This is a genomic window from Vibrio sp. RC2502, assembly GCF_054850435.1.
In genome coordinates, this window is the sequence record NZ_CM141453.1 from 3,099,095 (window position 1) to 3,119,831 (window position 20,737).

At 47.6% G+C, this 20,737-nt stretch carries 10 protein-coding genes, 2 tRNA genes and 4 rRNA genes; 3 read left to right on the forward strand and 13 right to left on the reverse strand.

What is annotated here, in order from left to right; translation table 11 throughout:
* Window positions 1–18 precede the first annotated feature (18 nt).
* The 10 genes from ACYJZR_RS14450 to zntR all read right to left on the reverse strand — a co-directional run bounded on the left by ACYJZR_RS14450 (window position 19) and on the right by zntR (window position 14,311).
* Window positions 19–94, reverse strand: a tRNA-Ala gene (locus tag ACYJZR_RS14450).
* A gap of 41 nt (window positions 95–135) precedes the next feature.
* Window positions 136–212, reverse strand: a tRNA-Ile gene (locus tag ACYJZR_RS14455).
* A gap of 65 nt (window positions 213–277) precedes the next feature.
* Window positions 278–1,830: ribosomal RNA gene (locus tag ACYJZR_RS14460) — 16S ribosomal RNA — on the reverse strand.
* Window positions 1,831–2,147: 317 nt separating this feature from the next.
* A 5S ribosomal RNA gene (rrf, locus tag ACYJZR_RS14465) occupies window positions 2,148–2,263 on the reverse strand.
* 91 nt (window positions 2,264–2,354) lie between these two features.
* A 23S ribosomal RNA gene (locus ACYJZR_RS14470) occupies window positions 2,355–5,245 on the reverse strand.
* 277 nt (window positions 5,246–5,522) lie between these two features.
* Window positions 5,523–7,075 (reverse strand): 16S ribosomal RNA (locus ACYJZR_RS14475).
* The 16S, 23S and 5S rRNA genes sit together here with 2 tRNA genes alongside, the layout of an rRNA operon.
* 820 nt (window positions 7,076–7,895) lie before the next feature.
* On the reverse strand, window positions 7,896–10,031 hold the full coding sequence (locus ACYJZR_RS14480) for a lysine decarboxylase CadA (RefSeq protein WP_031382113.1): 2,136 nt from the start codon (window positions 10,029–10,031) through the stop codon (window positions 7,896–7,898).
* 115 nt (window positions 10,032–10,146) lie between these two features.
* A complete protein-coding gene (gene cadB, locus ACYJZR_RS14485; protein ID WP_005383654.1) occupies window positions 10,147–11,490 on the reverse strand; it encodes a cadaverine/lysine antiporter in 1,344 nt (447 codons plus the stop codon).
* Window positions 11,491–12,178: 688 nt separating this feature from the next.
* Window positions 12,179–13,747, reverse strand: a complete 1,569-nt coding sequence (gene cadC / locus ACYJZR_RS14490) for a lysine decarboxylation/transport transcriptional activator CadC (protein ID WP_023624657.1) — start codon at window positions 13,745–13,747, stop codon at window positions 12,179–12,181.
* A gap of 165 nt (window positions 13,748–13,912) precedes the next feature.
* On the reverse strand, window positions 13,913–14,311 hold the full coding sequence (zntR, locus tag ACYJZR_RS14495; RefSeq protein ID WP_005456436.1) for a Zn(2+)-responsive transcriptional regulator: 399 nt from the start codon (window positions 14,309–14,311) through the stop codon (window positions 13,913–13,915).
* Between the two features lie 265 nt (window positions 14,312–14,576).
* On the opposite strand from zntR, the gene purH reads away from it, so the two are divergent.
* Complete coding sequence (gene purH / locus ACYJZR_RS14500; protein WP_029844829.1) at window positions 14,577–16,169, forward strand: bifunctional phosphoribosylaminoimidazolecarboxamide formyltransferase/IMP cyclohydrolase; 1,593 nt, start codon at window positions 14,577–14,579, stop codon at window positions 16,167–16,169.
* A 154-nt stretch (window positions 16,170–16,323) separates the two neighbouring features.
* On the forward strand, window positions 16,324–17,613 hold the full coding sequence (purD, locus tag ACYJZR_RS14505; protein ID WP_005456447.1) for a phosphoribosylamine--glycine ligase: 1,290 nt from the start codon (window positions 16,324–16,326) through the stop codon (window positions 17,611–17,613).
* A gap of 88 nt (window positions 17,614–17,701) precedes the next feature.
* Here purD and ACYJZR_RS14510 read toward each other — a convergent pair whose 3' ends face one another.
* The gene (locus tag ACYJZR_RS14510) at window positions 17,702–18,400 is read right to left on the reverse strand and encodes a DUF1481 domain-containing protein (protein ID WP_406966465.1); all 699 of its coding nucleotides are present in this window, start codon (window positions 18,398–18,400) and stop codon (window positions 17,702–17,704) included.
* A 39-nt stretch (window positions 18,401–18,439) separates the two neighbouring features.
* Window positions 18,440–18,712, reverse strand: coding sequence for a nucleoid-associated protein HU-alpha (gene hupA / locus ACYJZR_RS14515; RefSeq protein WP_005433627.1), 273 nt, complete (start codon window positions 18,710–18,712; stop codon window positions 18,440–18,442).
* Window positions 18,713–18,965: 253 nt separating this feature from the next.
* Between hupA and ACYJZR_RS14520 the strand changes: the two genes are divergently transcribed.
* Window positions 18,966–20,090 (forward strand): CNNM domain-containing protein, encoded by a 1,125-nt coding sequence (locus ACYJZR_RS14520; RefSeq protein WP_140164934.1) that lies wholly within the window; start codon window positions 18,966–18,968, stop codon window positions 20,088–20,090.
* Between the two features lie 58 nt (window positions 20,091–20,148).
* On the opposite strand, the gene ACYJZR_RS14525 is transcribed toward ACYJZR_RS14520, so the two are convergent.
* Window positions 20,149–20,736, reverse strand: coding sequence for a YjaG family protein (locus ACYJZR_RS14525; RefSeq protein ID WP_005456454.1), 588 nt, complete (start codon window positions 20,734–20,736; stop codon window positions 20,149–20,151).
* Between the last annotated feature and the right edge of the window lies 1 nt (window position 20,737).

Below are 20,737 nucleotides of genomic sequence, written 5' to 3' on the forward strand. Positions count from 1 at the left end.
ATCGAATGCGCTTAAAGATGGTGGAGCTATGCGGGATCGAACCGCAGACCTCCTGCGTGCAAGGCAGGCGCTCTCCCAGCTGAGCTATAGCCCCATCAAGGTGTCGATACTGTATGCCAACTCCCTAAAAGGAATTGGTGGGTCTGAGTGGACTCGAACCACCGACCTCTCGCTTATCAGGCGAACGCTCTAACCACCTGAGCTACAGACCCAGTATCGTCTCTTTTACATAAACCGTATCAATCTGTGTGGACACTCATCGTGAGTAATCATCGTTTAAGGAGGTGATCCAGCGCCAGGTTCCCCTAGCGCTACCTTGTTACGACTTCACCCCAGTCATGAACCACAAAGTGGTAAGCGTCCCCCCGAAGGTTAAACTACCTACTTCTTTTGCAGCCCACTCCCATGGTGTGACGGGCGGTGTGTACAAGGCCCGGGAACGTATTCACCGTGGCATTCTGATCCACGATTACTAGCGATTCCGACTTCATGGAGTCGAGTTGCAGACTCCAATCCGGACTACGACGCACTTTTTGGGATTCGCTCACTTTCGCAAGTTGGCTGCCCTCTGTATGCGCCATTGTAGCACGTGTGTAGCCCTACTCGTAAGGGCCATGATGACTTGACGTCGTCCCCACCTTCCTCCGGTTTATCACCGGCAGTCTCCCTGGAGTTCCCGACATTACTCGCTGGCAAACAAGGATAAGGGTTGCGCTCGTTGCGGGACTTAACCCAACATTTCACAACACGAGCTGACGACAGCCATGCAGCACCTGTCTCAGAGTTCCCGAAGGCACCAATCCATCTCTGGAAAGTTCTCTGGATGTCAAGAGTAGGTAAGGTTCTTCGCGTTGCATCGAATTAAACCACATGCTCCACCGCTTGTGCGGGCCCCCGTCAATTCATTTGAGTTTTAATCTTGCGACCGTACTCCCCAGGCGGTCTACTTAACGCGTTAGCTCCGAAAGCCACGGCTCAAGGCCACAACCTCCAAGTAGACATCGTTTACGGCGTGGACTACCAGGGTATCTAATCCTGTTTGCTCCCCACGCTTTCGCATCTGAGTGTCAGTATCTGTCCAGGGGGCCGCCTTCGCCACCGGTATTCCTTCAGATCTCTACGCATTTCACCGCTACACCTGAAATTCTACCCCCCTCTACAGTACTCTAGTCTGCCAGTTTCAAATGCAATTCCGAGGTTGAGCCCCGGGCTTTCACATCTGACTTAACAAACCACCTGCATGCGCTTTACGCCCAGTAATTCCGATTAACGCTCGCACCCTCCGTATTACCGCGGCTGCTGGCACGGAGTTAGCCGGTGCTTCTTCTGTCGCTAACGTCAAATAATGCAGCTATTAACTACACTACCTTCCTCACGACTGAAAGTGCTTTACAACCCGAAGGCCTTCTTCACACACGCGGCATGGCTGCATCAGGCTTGCGCCCATTGTGCAATATTCCCCACTGCTGCCTCCCGTAGGAGTCTGGACCGTGTCTCAGTTCCAGTGTGGCTGATCATCCTCTCAGACCAGCTAGGGATCGTCGCCTTGGTGAGCCCTTACCTCACCAACTAGCTAATCCCACCTAGGCATATCCTGACGCGAGAGGCCCGAAGGTCCCCCTCTTTGGCCCGTAGGCATCATGCGGTATTAGCCATCGTTTCCAATGGTTATCCCCCACATCAGGGCAATTTCCTAGGCATTACTCACCCGTCCGCCGCTCGACGCCGTTATCGTTCCCCGAAGGTTCAGATAACTCGTTTCCGCTCGACTTGCATGTGTTAGGCCTGCCGCCAGCGTTCAATCTGAGCCATGATCAAACTCTTCAATTTAAGATTTTGTTCGGCTCAATGAATACTGAACATTACATAAAGTAATGTTTGAATTGACTGTGCTGAATCCGAAGATTCAATGGTCACTTCGTTTCATTGAAACCTAATTTGATACCGAAGTATCTAATTGGATTATCATCAACGAGTGCCCACACAGATTGATAGGTTTATATTGTTAAAGAGCTTGGCTTTCAGTGCCTTAGCACTCAAGCGAGGTGCGTATAATACGCTTTCCACTTTTAAAGTCAACATAAAACTCTAAAAAAGATTAGAACTTTATGGTGACTTGCTTAAATCTTAAGCAAGTGCAAATTAAAGCCTGGCGATGTCCTACTCTCACATGGGGAAACCCCACACTACCATCGGCGCTATTTCGTTTCACTTCTGAGTTCGGAATGGAGTCAGGTGGGTCCAAAACGCTATGGTCGCCAAGCAAATTCTTTAATTCGGAAAGCTGTTTTTGTGTTCTCTACACATTCAATTCTGTTCTTGCTTCGAGTCCATCAAAACCCCTTGGGTGTTGTATGGTTAAGCCTCACGGGCAATTAGTATCAGTTAGCTCAATGCCTCACAGCACTTACACACCTGACCTATCAACGTCGTAGTCTCCGACAACCCTTTAGGATACTTAAAGTATCAGGGAAGACTCATCTCAGGGCTCGCTTCCCGCTTAGATGCTTTCAGCGGTTATCGATTCCGAACTTAGCTACCGGGCAATGCGTCTGGCGACACAACCCGAACACCAGAGGTTCGTCCACTCCGGTCCTCTCGTACTAGGAGCAGCCCCCTTCAATCTTCCAACGCCCACGGCAGATAGGGACCGAACTGTCTCACGACGTTCTAAACCCAGCTCGCGTACCACTTTAAATGGCGAACAGCCATACCCTTGGGACCGACTTCAGCCCCAGGATGTGATGAGCCGACATCGAGGTGCCAAACACCGCCGTCGATATGAACTCTTGGGCGGTATCAGCCTGTTATCCCCGGAGTACCTTTTATCCGTTGAGCGATGGCCCTTCCATTCAGAACCACCGGATCACTATGACCTGCTTTCGCACCTGCTCGAATTGTCATTCTCGCAGTCAAGCGGGCTTATGCCATTGCACTAACCTCACGATGTCCAACCGTGATTAGCCCACCTTCGTGCTCCTCCGTTACTCTTTGGGAGGAGACCGCCCCAGTCAAACTACCCACCAGGCACTGTCCGCAACCCCGATTAGGGGTCGACGTTAGAACATCAACACTACAAGGGTGGTATTTCAAGGACGGCTCCACACATACTGGCGTACGTGCTTCAAAGCCTCCCACCTATCCTACACATGTAGGGTCAATGTTCAGTGCCAAGCTGTAGTAAAGGTTCACGGGGTCTTTCCGTCTAGCCGCGGGTACACTGCATCTTCACAGCGATTTCAATTTCACTGAGTCTCGGGTGGAGACAGCGTGGCCATCATTACGCCATTCGTGCAGGTCGGAACTTACCCGACAAGGAATTTCGCTACCTTAGGACCGTTATAGTTACGGCCGCCGTTTACCGGGGCTTCGATCAAGAGCTTCGACCGAAGTCTAACCCCATCAATTAACCTTCCGGCACCGGGCAGGCGTCACACCGTATACGTCATCTTACGATTTTGCACAGTGCTGTGTTTTTAATAAACAGTTGCAGCCACCTGGTATCTGCGACTCTCGTCAGCTCCATCCGCGAGGGACTTCACCATCAAGAGCGTACCTTCTCCCGAAGTTACGGTACCATTTTGCCTAGTTCCTTCACCCGAGTTCTCTCAAGCGCCTTGGTATTCTCTACCCGACCACCTGTGTCGGTTTGGGGTACGATTCCTTACAATCTGAAGCTTAGAGGCTTTTCCTGGAAGCATGGCATCAATGACTTCACACCCGTAGGTGCTCGACGTCGTGTCTCAGCCTTAAAAAGAGCCGGATTTACCTAACTCTTAAGCCTACGCACTTGAACCTGGACAACCGTCGCCAGGCCCACCTAGCCTTCTCCGTCCCCCCATCGCAATTGTAAGAAGTACGGGAATATTAACCCGTTTCCCATCGACTACGCCTTTCGGCCTCGCCTTAGGGGTCGACTTACCCTGCCCCGATTAACGTTGGACAGGAACCCTTGGTCTTCCGGCGAGGAGGTTTTTCACCCCCTTTATCGTTACTCATGTCAGCATTCGCACTTCTGATACGTCCAGCATGCGTTACCACACACCTTCAACCGCTTACAGAACGCTCCCCTACCCAATGTGCAAAAGCACATTGCCGCAGCTTCGGTTTACTACTTAGCCCCGTTACATCTTCCGCGCAGGCCGACTCGACCAGTGAGCTATTACGCTTTCTTTAAATGATGGCTGCTTCTAAGCCAACATCCTGGCTGTCTGAGCCTTCCCACATCGTTTCCCACTTAGTAGTAATTTGGGACCTTAGCTGGCGGTCTGGGTTGTTTCCCTCTCCACGACGGACGTTAGCACCCGCCGTGTGTCTCCCGGATAGTACTTACTGGTATTCGGAGTTTGCAAAGGGTTGGTAAGTCGGGATGACCCCCTAGCCTTAACAGTGCTCTACCCCCAGTAGTATTCGTCCGAGGCGCTACCTAAATAGCTTTCGGGGAGAACCAGCTATCTCCAGGTTTGATTGGCCTTTCACCCCTAGCCACAAGTCATCCGCTAATTTTTCAACATTAGTCGGTTCGGTCCTCCAGTTGATGTTACTCAACCTTCAACCTGCCCATGGCTAGATCACCTGGTTTCGGGTCTATATCCAGAGACTGAACGCCCAGTTAAGACTCGGTTTCCCTACGGCTCCCCTAGATGGTTAACCTTGCCACTGAATATAAGTCGCTGACCCATTATACAAAAGGTACGCAGTCACAGGACAAAGCCTGCTCCTACTGCTTGTACGTACACGGTTTCAGGTTCTATTTCACTCCCCTCACAGGGGTTCTTTTCGCCTTTCCCTCACGGTACTGGTTCACTATCGGTCAGTCAGTAGTATTTAGCCTTGGAGGATGGTCCCCCCATATTCAGACAGGATATCACGTGTCCCGCCCTACTCGATTTCACTGAACACACGTCGTCAACTACGGGACTATCACCCTGTATCGTCGGACTTTCCAGACCGTTCGTCTAACGCGTGTAAAGCTTAAGGGCTAGTCCAATTTCGCTCGCCGCTACTTTCGGAATCTCGGTTGATTTCTTTTCCTCGGGGTACTTAGATGTTTCAGTTCCCCCGGTTCGCCTCATTAACCTATGTATTCAGTTAATGATACTTACTTATGTAAGTGGGTTTCCCCATTCAGAAATCCCAGACTCAAATGGTTGTTACTACCTAATCTGGGCTTATCGCAAGTTACTACGTCTTTCATCGCCTCTGACTGCCAAGGCATCCACCGTGTACGCTTAGTCACTTAACCATACAACCCGAAGGAGTTTCGAGTTGATGAACAAGTCACCAAAGTTGTCTGCAATTTTTATACATGATGCAGACTCGATTTTGCCGGACTCAAATTCCAAGAACACTTGAATGTGTTATTTTGGTGTTTGTCATAAAGACAAACATTGAGAACTTTACAAACAACAATAAATTGTTGTTTTGTCAGCTTTCCAAATTGTTAAAGAGCTATGTTAGCTACAAGCTTGCGCTTGTGAACTATCAATCTGTGTGGACACTCATCGTGAGTAATCATCGTTTAAGGAGGTGATCCAGCGCCAGGTTCCCCTAGCGCTACCTTGTTACGACTTCACCCCAGTCATGAACCACAAAGTGGTAAGCGTCCCCCCGAAGGTTAAACTACCTACTTCTTTTGCAGCCCACTCCCATGGTGTGACGGGCGGTGTGTACAAGGCCCGGGAACGTATTCACCGTGGCATTCTGATCCACGATTACTAGCGATTCCGACTTCATGGAGTCGAGTTGCAGACTCCAATCCGGACTACGACGCACTTTTTGGGATTCGCTCACTTTCGCAAGTTGGCTGCCCTCTGTATGCGCCATTGTAGCACGTGTGTAGCCCTACTCGTAAGGGCCATGATGACTTGACGTCGTCCCCACCTTCCTCCGGTTTATCACCGGCAGTCTCCCTGGAGTTCCCGACATTACTCGCTGGCAAACAAGGATAAGGGTTGCGCTCGTTGCGGGACTTAACCCAACATTTCACAACACGAGCTGACGACAGCCATGCAGCACCTGTCTCAGAGTTCCCGAAGGCACCAATCCATCTCTGGAAAGTTCTCTGGATGTCAAGAGTAGGTAAGGTTCTTCGCGTTGCATCGAATTAAACCACATGCTCCACCGCTTGTGCGGGCCCCCGTCAATTCATTTGAGTTTTAATCTTGCGACCGTACTCCCCAGGCGGTCTACTTAACGCGTTAGCTCCGAAAGCCACGGCTCAAGGCCACAACCTCCAAGTAGACATCGTTTACGGCGTGGACTACCAGGGTATCTAATCCTGTTTGCTCCCCACGCTTTCGCATCTGAGTGTCAGTATCTGTCCAGGGGGCCGCCTTCGCCACCGGTATTCCTTCAGATCTCTACGCATTTCACCGCTACACCTGAAATTCTACCCCCCTCTACAGTACTCTAGTCTGCCAGTTTCAAATGCAATTCCGAGGTTGAGCCCCGGGCTTTCACATCTGACTTAACAAACCACCTGCATGCGCTTTACGCCCAGTAATTCCGATTAACGCTCGCACCCTCCGTATTACCGCGGCTGCTGGCACGGAGTTAGCCGGTGCTTCTTCTGTCGCTAACGTCAAATAATGCAGCTATTAACTACACTACCTTCCTCACGACTGAAAGTGCTTTACAACCCGAAGGCCTTCTTCACACACGCGGCATGGCTGCATCAGGCTTGCGCCCATTGTGCAATATTCCCCACTGCTGCCTCCCGTAGGAGTCTGGACCGTGTCTCAGTTCCAGTGTGGCTGATCATCCTCTCAGACCAGCTAGGGATCGTCGCCTTGGTGAGCCCTTACCTCACCAACTAGCTAATCCCACCTAGGCATATCCTGACGCGAGAGGCCCGAAGGTCCCCCTCTTTGGCCCGTAGGCATCATGCGGTATTAGCCATCGTTTCCAATGGTTATCCCCCACATCAGGGCAATTTCCTAGGCATTACTCACCCGTCCGCCGCTCGACGCCGTTATCGTTCCCCGAAGGTTCAGATAACTCGTTTCCGCTCGACTTGCATGTGTTAGGCCTGCCGCCAGCGTTCAATCTGAGCCATGATCAAACTCTTCAATTTAAGATTTTGTTCGGCTCAATGAATACTGAACATTACATAAAGTAATGTTTGAATTGACTGTGCTGAATCCGAAGATTCAATGGTCACTTCGTTTCATTGAAACCTAATTTGATACCGAAGTATCGAATTGGATTATCATCAACGAGTGCCCACACAGATTGATAGGTTCTTATTTTTAAAGAGCTTTTCTAACATTTTCAGCAACTTAGTCGCTCGTCGTTAGGGGTGCGTATCTTACTTCACACCGTGAGAGAGTCAAGCATTTTTTTCAAATTTCTTTTCTCTCAATTCCGACTCGCTGTGTGACTTTCGTCTCACTCCGTGTCGGTGGATGCGCAGTATAGGGAGTTGAGAAATTAGTACAAGCGTTTTTTGCAAAAAAACTTTCAACCGAACAAATAGCAATCACTTTGTGTATATACCAAGCGATCTTGGCTATTTTCTCTCATTTAAAAGGATCTTTCCTCAAGAAAAAGGGCGTTTCTACCTGAATTAAGATCTTCAAATTTGATGCAATTGACGCAAATGATCTTCGCTCAACGTGCTTTTTCTCTTCGTCCTGCTGTATAAAAGATAAAAAAAGAGCAGAACGATGACGAACTGCTCTTTGGTCTTTGCTTTTTACTTGGGGTACTTCAGGTGAAGTCTTGGAAAAGTGTTTCTTCTATATATAGAAGAAAAGATCAGAGCATCCTTGCCCTTCTCTTTTACGACAGATTAGCTAGGGGTATATCTAAATGTCGTGGTTGTTCGATGACACATTGAGCTCGTAAGAGTGGAGCATGCTTGCATTCCCAATGGCGTCATCTTCGAGAGGAACTTAGTTCTTCAATACTTTTACGGTGTAGCTACCATCTTTTTGTTGGTACAGACCGTGGATGTCGGTTTCGAAACCAGGGTAATGCGCACCGATCTCACAAAGCATCTCGAGGAAGTCCAGCACAGGGCGAGACTCTTGAGTCACCATTTCACCAGGAAGTACTAGTGGCACGCCTGGAGGGTAAGGAAGGATCATGTTCGCACTTACGCGACCAACCATTTCTTCCAGTTTGATTTCTTCTACGTTACCGCGAAGCTCTTCTTGCCATGCTGCGTGTGGTGTTACTTTCATTTCTGGAAGAACATCGAACGCTTTGTACATTAGCTCTGGTAGGTTGTATTTCTTAGTTAGGTCATGAATTGCTTGTGCTAGTTCTTGAACGCGCATGCCTTCATAGAAGCTTGGGTCTTCGTTATATAGTGAAGGTAGGAAGCTCTTGATGGTTAGGTTTAAGTCGTAGCCACGTTTAAATTCAGTCAGACCGCGTAGCAATTGCATTGCTTTTGATTTGTCGATACCGATTGAGAATAGGAACAACAAGTTGTATGGGCCTGTTTTCTCAACCACGATGCCGCGCTCGTCTAGGAATTTAGCCACTAGCGAAGCAGGAATACCTGATTCTTCTAGTTCGCCTTCTTTATTCATCCCCGGAGTCAGTAGCGTTACTTTGATTGGGTCAAGATACATGTGGTTGTCATCCATGTTCTTGAAGCCGTGCCATGTATCGCTAGGGTCTAGTTTCCAACATTCTGTGGTATCGATGTTTTCTGGTTGCCATACATCGAAGAACCAGCTGTCACTTTCTGCTTCTAGGCGTTTGATCTCTTTACGGAAGCGAATTGCGCGATCGATAGAGTCTTGCATCAACTTCTTACCAGTGTTGCCGCGCATCATTGCCGCTGCAGTTTCAGTAGAAGCAACAATGCCGTACTGAGGTGAAGTTGAAGTGTGCATCATGAATGCTTCGTTGAAAGACTCTTTATCAAAGTCACCTTTCACGTGAATCATTGAAGCTTGTGAGAACGCTGCCAACAGTTTGTGTGTTGATTGTGTTTCGTAGAACACTTTGCCTGGCATCGCTTCACCACTCATACCACATTTACCTTCGTAAATTGGGTTGAAGTTAGTGTAAGGCACCCAAGCACTGTCGAAGTGGATGTGTTTACAGTCTAGCGACTCTTTGATGAATTGTGTGTTGTACAACAGACCATCGTAAGTTGAGTTAGTCACTACTGCGTAACTTGGCGCTGTTGCACCTGGAGTTCTCGCCACTTTCTCTGCAATGACATCGCGGCTGAATTCGCTTTGTGGAATACCACCAAGGATGCCGTATGCGTTACGAGTTGGGCGGAAGTAGATTGGTGTCACGTCGCTCATCATCATTAGGTGAGTCAGAGATTTGTGACAGTTACGGTCAATCAGTACTGTGCTGCCCGCAGGTGCTGAGTACATACCAACGATTTTGTTCGATGTAGACGTACCGTTAGTTACGATGTAAGAGCTGTCTGCATTGAATGTGCGTGCGATGTATTCTTCTGCATCTTTATGTGGACCTGAGTGGTCTAGTAGAGAACCTAGCTCAGGCATTGAGATTGATACGTCCGCTTTAAATGTGTTTGGACCGTAAAAATCGTAGAAGATGCTACCAGCAGGGCTTTTCTGGAATGCAGTACCGCCCATGTGACCTGGAGTACAGAAGGTGTATTTACCTTCTTCTACGTATTTGAATAGCGCTTTAGTGAATGGAGGCATGATGGCATCTTTGTATGCCTCGGTCGCTTGGTTGATTTTGATAGCGATGTCGTCAGCCATACCTAAAGCGTACTCGAAGAAGCTCACGTTCAGACGTAGGTCTGTTAGTGAAATATCGAGAGTAGACTGTTCGTTAGCAAATGCGTGAACAGGCAGTTTTTCGTTGATTTGGCTAATACGTTCACATAGCTCTAGTGAGTATTTATCCCAGTCGAACAGCACACCGCAAATGCGTGGGTTCATCTCAATCATTTTGATCAAGTCTTTATCATCTACTGGGTAAACCACTTCGTAGCCCGCTTTCTCAAGAGCAGCGTGAAGTTGACGAACTGGCTCTTCTTTAAAGAACACACCCATGTGGTTCAAGATAGCGAATATATTCATTTGGACATCTCCAAGGCGAATGAAGGCGCTCTCTGCCATTTACAGGCAGTGAGTAAGGTGAGCGCCGAGTGAATTTGTTTTTATTGGCTGGCACCGAAGTGCCAGCGTTTGGGGATTAGTTGCTTGCTTGAGCAGGCATGTCGTCAGCGTGTAGCTTCATGTACTGAGCTAAGCCGGCTTTTTTGCTGTAGAACATCAAGATAACGAGAGACACGATGAAGGTTGCTGTTAGCGTACCGCCTTCTGCACCAGCAAGGGCAATGAAGCAGAACAGACAAGCTACACCAGAGAACAGCATTACGAAGCCGTTGCGTGTTGTCATACCTTCGAAGCGAATCAAGTTAATGCTTGAGTAGAAGTAAGGCAGCATAGTTAGTAGAACTGCATCAGTCGTTAGCTGGTTGAACAGGTCTGATGCATGTGCTGTTTTAGAGCTGAAGAACATCAGTACAACCATTAATGCTGTCATCTTGATTGACGCAAGGATTAAACCTTTCTTAGGCACACCGTTTTTGTCAGTTTCGCCGTAGATTTTAGGGAAGTTGCCATCGCTTGCTGCACGTTTACCAGCTTCGCCCACCAGCATCATCCAAGAACCTAGCGAAGTAAAACATGCTAGTGCAGTGAATGCTGATACGAATGGTGCAGTCCAGCTACCGAATAGCTCAGTGGTTGCCAATGCAAATGGCGCACCTGATGCGGCAACTTCAGAAGCAGGGAACATGCCGCTGATCATTTGAGTTGATAGGATGTAAATCACACCTGCGATACCAGTACCCAGCATGGTTGCTAGCGGTACAGTACGTTTAGGGTTTTCTACCATACCTGTCGATACTGCTGCTGATTCCACACCAACGAATGACCATAGACAGATAAGAACCGCAGTCACAATCGCATGGCTATCAGTACCCGCAGATACGTTCCAGTTTTGGCTGTATAGCGCAGTGTCGAAGTGCGTCCAACCAAATAGAGCGGTACCAACAACTGGAATTAGGATTAGAACAAGACCAAGCGTACATAGACGGCTTACCCAGCTACCACCAAGTAGGTTGACGAAAGTGAAGATCCATACCGATGCAATCGTCGCAATACCTGCTGGGATTGGGTCATTAAGCACAGGGAAGAATACTGAAAGGTAAGAAACACCTGTAATAGCAATAGCTAGGTTACCAATCCAGTTCGCGTGGTAATAAAGCACGCCCGTTTGGAAACCAAAGACTGGGGAAACTTCGCCCGCATAAGCGATAGGACCACCTTCTTGAGGGTTTTTGGTTGCCAGACGAGCGTAAACAAACGCAAGGCTCAGTGCACCGATCAAACAGATCAGCCAGCTGAAAATTGAAACAGAACCTACTGAAGCTAGGCTGGAAGGTAACAGTGCAATACCACTACCCATCATGTTACCGGCGACTACACCCGTACAGGCAATTAGGCCGATTTTTTTCGTATTCGATGACATAACATCTCCAAATCTATTCTACTCAAGTCAACGTGACTCAAACTGAACGGTTATTAGCGAGATGCTATGAAGTAGATACCTGCTCGACCTCGCTAAATTTCGAAGTGAAGACTACGCCCAAAAATCGGGAAAAAAATAAACTTGGCGTTATCAATAAAATGATTAGTTAATCAACATCAAGTTGAGATAAACATGATAAACACAAAAATATAAAACCATACTATTCATGCAGTTATAAGAAAAACATCAAACCTTCTACCGATAGATAAACTCTCATCAACTCGTCGGTAATCGCGATAAAAGTTATCAACCTTTATCAACTTCCCCATCCCGAAGGGTTAATTCCCTGAACTGTTGATTCCATAAATCTCTCCCTGATCGCGCTTTTTGACCCACATCAATATTCATCTCGCCTGCAAGAAAGCATCAGAATCATTCTCGCCACATAACTCAGCCAGACACTCCATACAATCAATAGAGATAGAGATAGAGATAGAGATAGAGATAGAGATAGAGATAGAGATAGAGATAGAGATAGAGAAGCAAACCGGATATGCCTTCCCGTTGCAAGCTTGCGTTGTTAGCTCCTTCGTAAGTCATTGCCCCACCGCCCCTGCTTTTTCACTTTTCGACAGCTACAAAAAAGCCCCTCACCGAAATGAGGGGCTAGTATTTGAGTCCGAGAGAATTAAAGCATTCGAACGACAGAAGGGTGAACAGCGCGATACATGGCGTAATCAATCGCCTTCATGTTACTTGGGAAGACCAAGTTTTCGCACAGCAGGTACGTCTCAACCGACGTATCAATATAAAAAGCTTCGCTGTAAGACTCACTGGCCAAATCCAGATCACCATCCAATTCAGCATGCTTACCACGAATCACATAAGACAGCACCGAATCTCGTAACCTCAATGCTTGCCCAAGATGCTGCTTGGCTGAAGCCATGTCACCAGCGATGGTTTCGTGTAGGGCCAAAGCTTCATAAATTCGAGGTTGAATTGGCCCAACCATCATTTTCACGTTGGTTTCCAGCGCATCGCTGAGTTGTTGCACTCGCCCTTTCTTTAGCTCAAGAGACGAATCAAGCACTTTCTGCACGTGGTAAGCAATCAGTAATTCAGCTTGAACATAAGCATTATCTGGCTCGATTTCTAAAATATTTTCCATCAAATCGATGCCTTGGCGAAACTGCTTGGCATCAGAGACATTAAGATAATGGTTAGCTTGCACAAACAATTCCAAGGCATCGGGATTCATGGGCATTCCCGCCACCAGCATCGTAGATTTTAATTTGGCATCCGGCACTTTCAGCACTTGCATCAAATCCAACGACGCTTGTTGAAGCACTGTCTTTAAATGGCTACTGGTTAACGCGTATTGACGACTAAACAACACCTTTTCAGATGAGTTATTGCGATATTCCACCTCTAAAAAGCTGCCACCGTCATTTTCACGAACTCGTACCACAACGGATTTACCAGGCACAATGCCAGAAGTAAACGACGCCTTCTTTAGCATGACTCGGTAATCACTGACTTGAGCAATGTCGGACATCAACTTTTGTGCAAACCCGTCTGCCAAGTCATAGCTTAACCCTTCGCTCGTAAAGTTATCTTGAAACTTGAATTCGATAAGGTGAGTATCGATGGCTTGGGTAATACGCACTTCCGATTGCTTGTAGGTAAACACGCCCATCACCACGACCAAAACACTGATCCAGATGAAGTTCATCAGTCCCAAGCGCCACGGGCTGATTTTATTTTTTTTCTGAGGGGCCTTTTTCTCTTTCGACATCTCGCAGACCGCACGAGTCAGAGGGCCGGCAGGAAAAGTAACGGCAGGTGCGATAGGCAGAGTCTCTTCTTCTGGTTCTTCAACCAAAGGCGCGCTCTCTTCCTCTTCACTTTGGCGACTTGCGACAAACTCTTCATGCGTCATCGGAGTCACGTTCGCTACCAGCTTGTAGCCACGTTTCGGCACTGTAATGACGTAACTGGTATTTTCTTCCCGACCGTCACGCAGCAATTTACGCAACTCAAAAATGGACTGAGTCACCACTTGATCGGTCACAATCGCCCCAGCCCAAACGTACTGGATCAATTCCTCGCGATTGAACACCTCATTTGCATGCTCAGCTAAGAAGTGCAAAAGATTAATTAAGCGCGGCTCAACAGTAACTTCCCTATCTTGTCGATACAGCTTATTTTCATCAACGCTTAAAACCCAGTCATTGATTTGAAAATAGACTCCAACCATGTATGAAAACTCTCGTATCTACCAGACAGCTATCGCTGTAGGAATGATGGAACTTCACATTCGCACAGTCGACCAAAAGCGAGATTATAGGTGGGAAAACGGCGTGCACCTAGAAAAGCAAGCCGCCAAAAATGCAAACTTAAGTTAAGTGATGCAAAAATGAGACTACTCAAGTGCTGCAAGAATAGAACAATGACTGGCATCATCGTTTGTATGGCCACAGCACGCATCATTAATCTTCTTCAAAGCACGGCGAATTTTCGTCAGTTCATTAATCTTCTCGTCGATCAGCTCTAACTTGGCAGAAGTAATGGCTTTTACCTCTGCACAACTGTGTTCTGTCGCCTCTAACTTAATTTCTAATAGATCTTTTATCTCATCCAAGCTCAACCCTAGCTCTTTCGCTTTTAAGATGAAGCGCACCTGCTTTTGATTCTCTTCATTATAAAGTCGGTAGCCTGATTCGCTTCGCCCTGCGGGTTTTATCAACGCATTTTTCTCATAAAAACGCAGTGTATCTGAAGTCACACCACAGCGTTTTGCCAACTCACCTATCTGAAACATAACTTTCCTTATTAACTATCTCGTTACTTTTAAAGCTAAAGAACGACTTTTTTGCAATTATTTTTGAGATGCCAAACGATTGCGCGAGCTTTTTTGTAATAAATTGGTTAGAATACGCGCCATCAAATGTGGAGACTGTTTTCTAAACATGAAAACACCTGCAAAGGTCTTTACCAAAACTGGCCAATATTTTACCCCAAGAGGTAAAAACAAGTTCATTTTTGGCAAACATCTTTAACTCCGTGAATTTGAGGAAAATGGAAGCATGAATAACGCTCGTCCTATTCGCCGTGCGCTTATCAGCGTATCAGACAAAACAGGTATTGTTGAGTTTGCGCAAGCTCTTGCTGAGCGCGGTGTCGATATCCTATCTACTGGTGGTACAGCACGCCTACTTGCCGAACAAGGCATCGCAGTAACAGAAGTCTCTGACTACACAGGTTTCCCAGAAATGATGGACGGCCGCGTTAAAACGCTTCACCCGAAAGTTCACGGTGGTGTGCTTGGTCGTCGTGGTCAAGATGACGACGTGATGGCAAAACATGGCATCAATCCAATCGACATGGTCGTTGTTAACCTATACCCATTCGCAGAAACCGTTGCAAAAGATGGCTGTACTCTTGCTGACGCAGTAGAGAACATCGATATTGGCGGTCCTACCATGGTTCGCTCAGCAGCGAAGAACCACAAAGACGTAACTATCGTTGTAAACGCTTCAGACTACGACCGCGTAATCGCAGAGATGGACGCAAACGACAAGTCCCTAACTCTAGAAACGCGTTTCGACCTTGCTATCGCAGCATTTGAACACACCGCCGCTTACGATGGCATGATCGCAAACTACTTCGGCACCATGGTTCCATCTTACGGTGAGAACAAAGAAGGTGATGAAGAGAGTAAATTCCCTCGCACCTTTAACCAACAATTCGAGAAGAAACAAGACATGCGCTACGGTGAGAACAGCCACCAAGCTGCCGCGTTCTACGTCGAAGCCAACCCACAAGAAGCGTCTGTTTCTACTGCTCGCCAAATCCAAGGTAAAGCCCTTTCTTACAACAACATCGCAGACACGGACGCCGCACTTGAATGCGTGAAAGAGTTTAATGAGCCAGCATGTGTAATCGTAAAACACGCCAACCCATGTGGCGTCGCGCTAGGTAAAGACATCCTAGAAGCGTACAACCGCGCTTACCAAACAGACCCAACATCAGCGTTCGGCGGCATCATCGCATTCAACCAAGAGCTAGATGCAGAAACGGCTAGCGCTATCGTTGAACGTCAATTCGTTGAAGTAATCATTGCTCCTTCTGTTTCTGCTGAAGCGATTGAAGTCGTTGCCGCGAAGAAGAACGTACGTCTACTAGAGTGTGGCAAGTGGTCAACCAAGACAACAGGCTTTGACGTGAAACGCGTCAACGGTGGTCTACTGGTTCAAGATCGCGACCAAGGCATGGTAAGCCTAGACGACCTTAAAGTGGTTTCTAAGCGCCAACCTACAGAAGAAGAGCTAAAAGATGCCCTATTCTGCTGGAAAGTAGCGAAGTACGTGAAATCTAACGCGATCGTTTACGCGAAAGGCGACATGACTATCGGTGTAGGCGCAGGCCAAATGAGCCGCGTTTATTCAGCGAAAATTGCCGGTATCAAAGCCGCAGATGAAGGCTTAGAAGTTGCCGGTAGCGTAATGGCATCTGACGCATTCTTCCCTTTCCGCGACGGTATCGATGCCGCAGCAGAAGCTGGTATTAAATGCGTAATTCAGCCAGGGGGCTCTATGCGTGACGACGAAGTTATCGCAGCAGCAGATGAGCACGGCATGGCGATGATCTTCACGGGTATGCGCCACTTCCGCCACTAATTTCCTCATCGTATTTGGCACTGTGGCGTCGTTAACTGCTTTTGCCCACCCCAGTTACGTAGCTGGCTATGTTTCCGGGATGGGCTCAATTGTTGCCTAGCCACATCATCAACTACTTTGAGTAAACAGTATTTATAAGATTAAGGATTTTCATATGCGAGTTTTAATCATTGGTTCAGGCGGTCGTGAACATGCGCTAGGCTGGAAAGCCGCGCAAAACCCAAATGTTGAGACTATTTTCATTGCTCCAGGCAACGCAGGTACGGCACTAGAGCCAAAACTAGAGAACGTAAACATCGATGTAGAAGACATCGCTGGCCTTGTTGCTTTCGCCAAAGAGAAGGCGATTGAACTGACTATCGTTGGCCCAGAAGCACCATTGGTTATTGGTGTGGTTGATGCGTTCCGCGAAGCGGGCTTACCAATCTTTGGCCCTACCCAAGCCGCAGCGCAGCTTGAAGGCTCCAAAGCGTTTACTAAAGACTTCCTTGCTCGTCACCAAATCCCAACCGGTGCTTACGCAAACTTCACAGAAATTGAACCAGCGCTTGCTTACGTGCGTGAGCAAGGTGCACCAATCGTGGTGAAAGCAGACGGTCTTGCTGCTGGTAAAGGCGTAATCGTTGCGATGACGCTAGAAGAAGCAGAAGACGCAATCAAAGACATGCTAGCGGGCAACGCATTTGGCGATGCAGGCAGCCGCGTGGTTATCGAAGAGTTCTTAGATGGTGAAGAAGCAAGCTTCATCGTAATGGTCGATGGTGAGAACGTTCTGCCAATGGCCACCAGCCAAGACCACAAACGTGTCGGTGATAAAGACACGGGTCCGAACACAGGGGGCATGGGCGCTTACTCTCCAGCTCCTGTGGTCACACCCGAAATTCACAATCGCATCATGGAAGAAGTCATTTACCCAACGGTACGCGGCATGGCATCTGAGGGGAACCCATACACAGGTTTCCTATACGCGGGTCTGATGATCGACAAAGATGGCACTCCGAAAGTGATCGAGTACAACTGCCGCTTTGGTGATCCAGAGACACAACCAATCATGATGCGTATGGAATCGGATCTTGTAGATCTATGCTTAGCAGCAATCGACGAGAAGCTTGATCAAGTGGAATCTAAATGGGATCCACGCGCATCTATCGGTATCGTGCTAGCAGCCGGTGGCTACCCAGCAGCGTACAACAAAGGTGATGTGATCTCTGGCCTGCCTCAAGTTGAAATTGAAGGCGAGAAAGTCTTCCACGCGGGTACAGACAATCAAGATGGCGACATCGTGACAAATGGTGGTCGCGTATTGTGTGCAACTGCATTGGGCAACAGCGTATCAGAAGCACAACAACGCGCATACGAGCTAGCAAAACAGATCAGTTGGGATGGCATGTTCCATCGTAATGACATCGGCTACCGTGCTATCGCTCGCGAGCAAGAAAAATAATAACAACTTCAGTTGGCTAAAAAGACAAAAGGCGCATTCAGCGCCTTTTTTATTGTTCTTTCACATCCAGCGTAAAAACGTAGAAGCCTTACTCAGAGATAAACTTTGGTCGTGATACACAATCAAAGTTGTCATCATTGAGCATCAAGAGGCTGTCTACCACCACTTCATTACGAGATTCTTTACCAACAAAGGCAATGTAGCTATCGACCGATGATAAACGGTCGACGACAAATTTCGGCAGGGTTTGGTTGAACTCTAGCGTCGAGAACTCTTTCCCTTTGCAGGTTTCAAATGCTTGACCATTCCAATAGCCTTGTACGAGGTTCTGCCCGTTGCGAGACTGCTCTTTGATGGCAACAACAACATCATTAGCTTCGGCTTTGTATCGATCAAGTTGCTCGCGCTGCAGCGGCAAGACTTTGCGATTTACGCGATATTGCTGATAAATCGCTTCACCATCTTTATTAAAGCGGATGTGGATTAGAAAAGGCACCAGTCTTTGCTTGGCATCGATTTGCTCACCTTTTCGAATCAACTCACGCAACTCGCCTTCATCCCAACGGTAATCACTTTTATACCAGCCATGATCACCCATCGTGACGTAATCTGCCGCGGTACTGACTCGAGTTAATCGCTCAGTCATCCAATACAAACTACTGGTGTCACCTGCGGTTTTTCCGCCAGAAAAGTGGGTAAATTGTTCTAGATTAGGCGTTTCAACAGAAGAACAGCCAATAAGAGAAAGGCTAGATAGGAGGAGTGAAGTGAGTAGATGTTTTTTCATGAAATTGCACCGAGGCAGGATACCTCGGTGCATTCTAACTTAGTTTACTGATTCTTTCAGCGCTTTACCTGCTACGAATGCAGGTACGTTAGCTGCTGCGATTTGAATCTCGTCACCAGTCTTAGGGTTGCGACCAGTACGTGCAGCGCGGTGGTTTACTTTGAATGTACCAAAACCAATTAGTTGAACTTGGTCACCCTCTTTAAGTGCACCAGTTACACCTTCAAGAGTCGCTTCAAGAGCAGCTTTAGCTTGTGCTTTTGATAGGTCTGCTTTCTCTGCGATAAAGTCGATTAATTGGGTCTTGTTCATTAGGTTTCCCTTCTCATATGTTATCGAATTCGTCTCACTCTAAAGCATAAATGCCCCATCTGGCAAAGGTTTGTAAGCGATCTTTCGATTTTCTGACGTACTTTTAGCCATAATATGAGTAATAACTCACAATTTGTTACCACATGCGGTCTGAAAGCCCTTGCTTTCCTACGTATTTGGACCAATTAATAAGGCACTTTTGCGGTTATAATCACTGCAAATAACAACTATCAGACTACTTTCAAGGGCAACTATGCTGCTGTTATCCATTTATATCTCTATTGCTATCGGCATTTCGTTTATCTGTTCGGTACTGGAGGCGGTACTACTGAGTATCAGTCCGAGCTACATTGCGCAGCTCAATCAACAGGGGCATCCTGCTGCTGAGCAGCTATCTAAACTCAAGTCCGACATCGACCGCCCATTAGCGTCGATTCTGACTCTAAACACTATTGCTCACACTATCGGTGCAGCAACAGCAGGTGCACAGGCGGCCGTCGTATTCGGCAGCGAAGCACTTGGCATCTTCTCAGCTGTGCTCACACTGGCGATCTTGGTTCTCTCTGAAATCGTACCGAAGACCATCGGTGCGACGTACTGGCGTCAGCTTGCACCAGCAGCGGCGGTATCGCTACGTTGGATGGTATGGGCGCTAACGCCTTTTGTATGGTTTTCAGAGCAAATCACCAAGCGTTTGGCTCGTAACCACGAAGCACCAAAAATGCGTGATGAACTTTCTGCGATGGCGATTTTGGCACGCGAAAGTGGTGAATTTGCAGAAGGCGAATCTAAAATCTTAAGCAACCTGCTAGGGATTCAAGATGTGCCTGTCACACAAGTCATGACACCTCGCCCTGTTGTCTTCCGCGTTGACGCAACGATGACCATCAATGAGTTTCTGGACAAACACAAAGACACACCGTTCTCACGTCCGCTGGTATACAGCGAGCAGAAAGACAACATCATCGGCTTTGTGCATCGTCTAGAGCTGTTTAAGATGCAGCAATCAGGCAGTGGTCAGAAACAACTCGGTGCGGTCATGCGTCCAATCCAAGTGGTTCTGAACAATACAGCGCTACCAAAAGTATTCGATCAAATGATGACGCACCGCCTACAACTGGCACTTGTGGTCGACGAATACGGCACCGTTCTTGGCCTTGTCACACTTGAAGACATCTTTGAGCACTTAGTTGGTGAAGAAATCATCGACGAAGCCGACAAGAGCACCGACATGCAAGAACTGGCCTACCAACGCTGGGAAAGCTGGAAAGAAATGCACGGTGTAATCGAAAGCCGCGATGACGACGACGAGTTAGAAAAACAAAACGTTGAGCCAGAAACACAAGAGCCAACAAAACCAGACTCAAAAGAATCGTAACCACGTTTCCAACAAAAAAGGCATCCCACGGGATGCCTTTTTCATATTCGCTTTCGCATTACAGTGCGATGCCGATGTTGCTCACGGCTTCTTCGCGTAGTTCTTCACGCAAGTCTTTGATCAAGTTGATATCACGTTCCGTTGCTTCACGCAGCGGACGGAAGATTGCCCACTGGACATCCCACTCTTCACATACGGCTTCATTTTCTTTTTGATTGTCGTTTGTGATTGGCTCACTGCCCTGTGCTTGCTCTAAATCAGCAACGGTTTGTACCGACTGTTGGCTCACTTTAAGCATTGAATCGAAAAGGTAGTCGCGATCCAACAGACCATGCAATAGAGTAGACAATGCCTGACACGCATCCATCGCTGGGTATACACCGTAAAAATCATACTCGTCGGCACTTGGGAACAATTCTTCGAGCTTCTCTAGTTGACGCTCGAAATTCACTTTCGCGTTCTTAACGGTCAGAATTTCCCATACACTATCAAGAATCGCTCGGTAAGCACGCGGTTCAGCAAATTCTGTGTTCTCACAAAACATCGCATAGTTTGGATACATGCGTTCACACAGACACGCCATAAAGGTAATTTGTTGCCAAGGTTCTAGTTTTTCTAAACGAACCTGAAGAGGATTCTTAAGCATA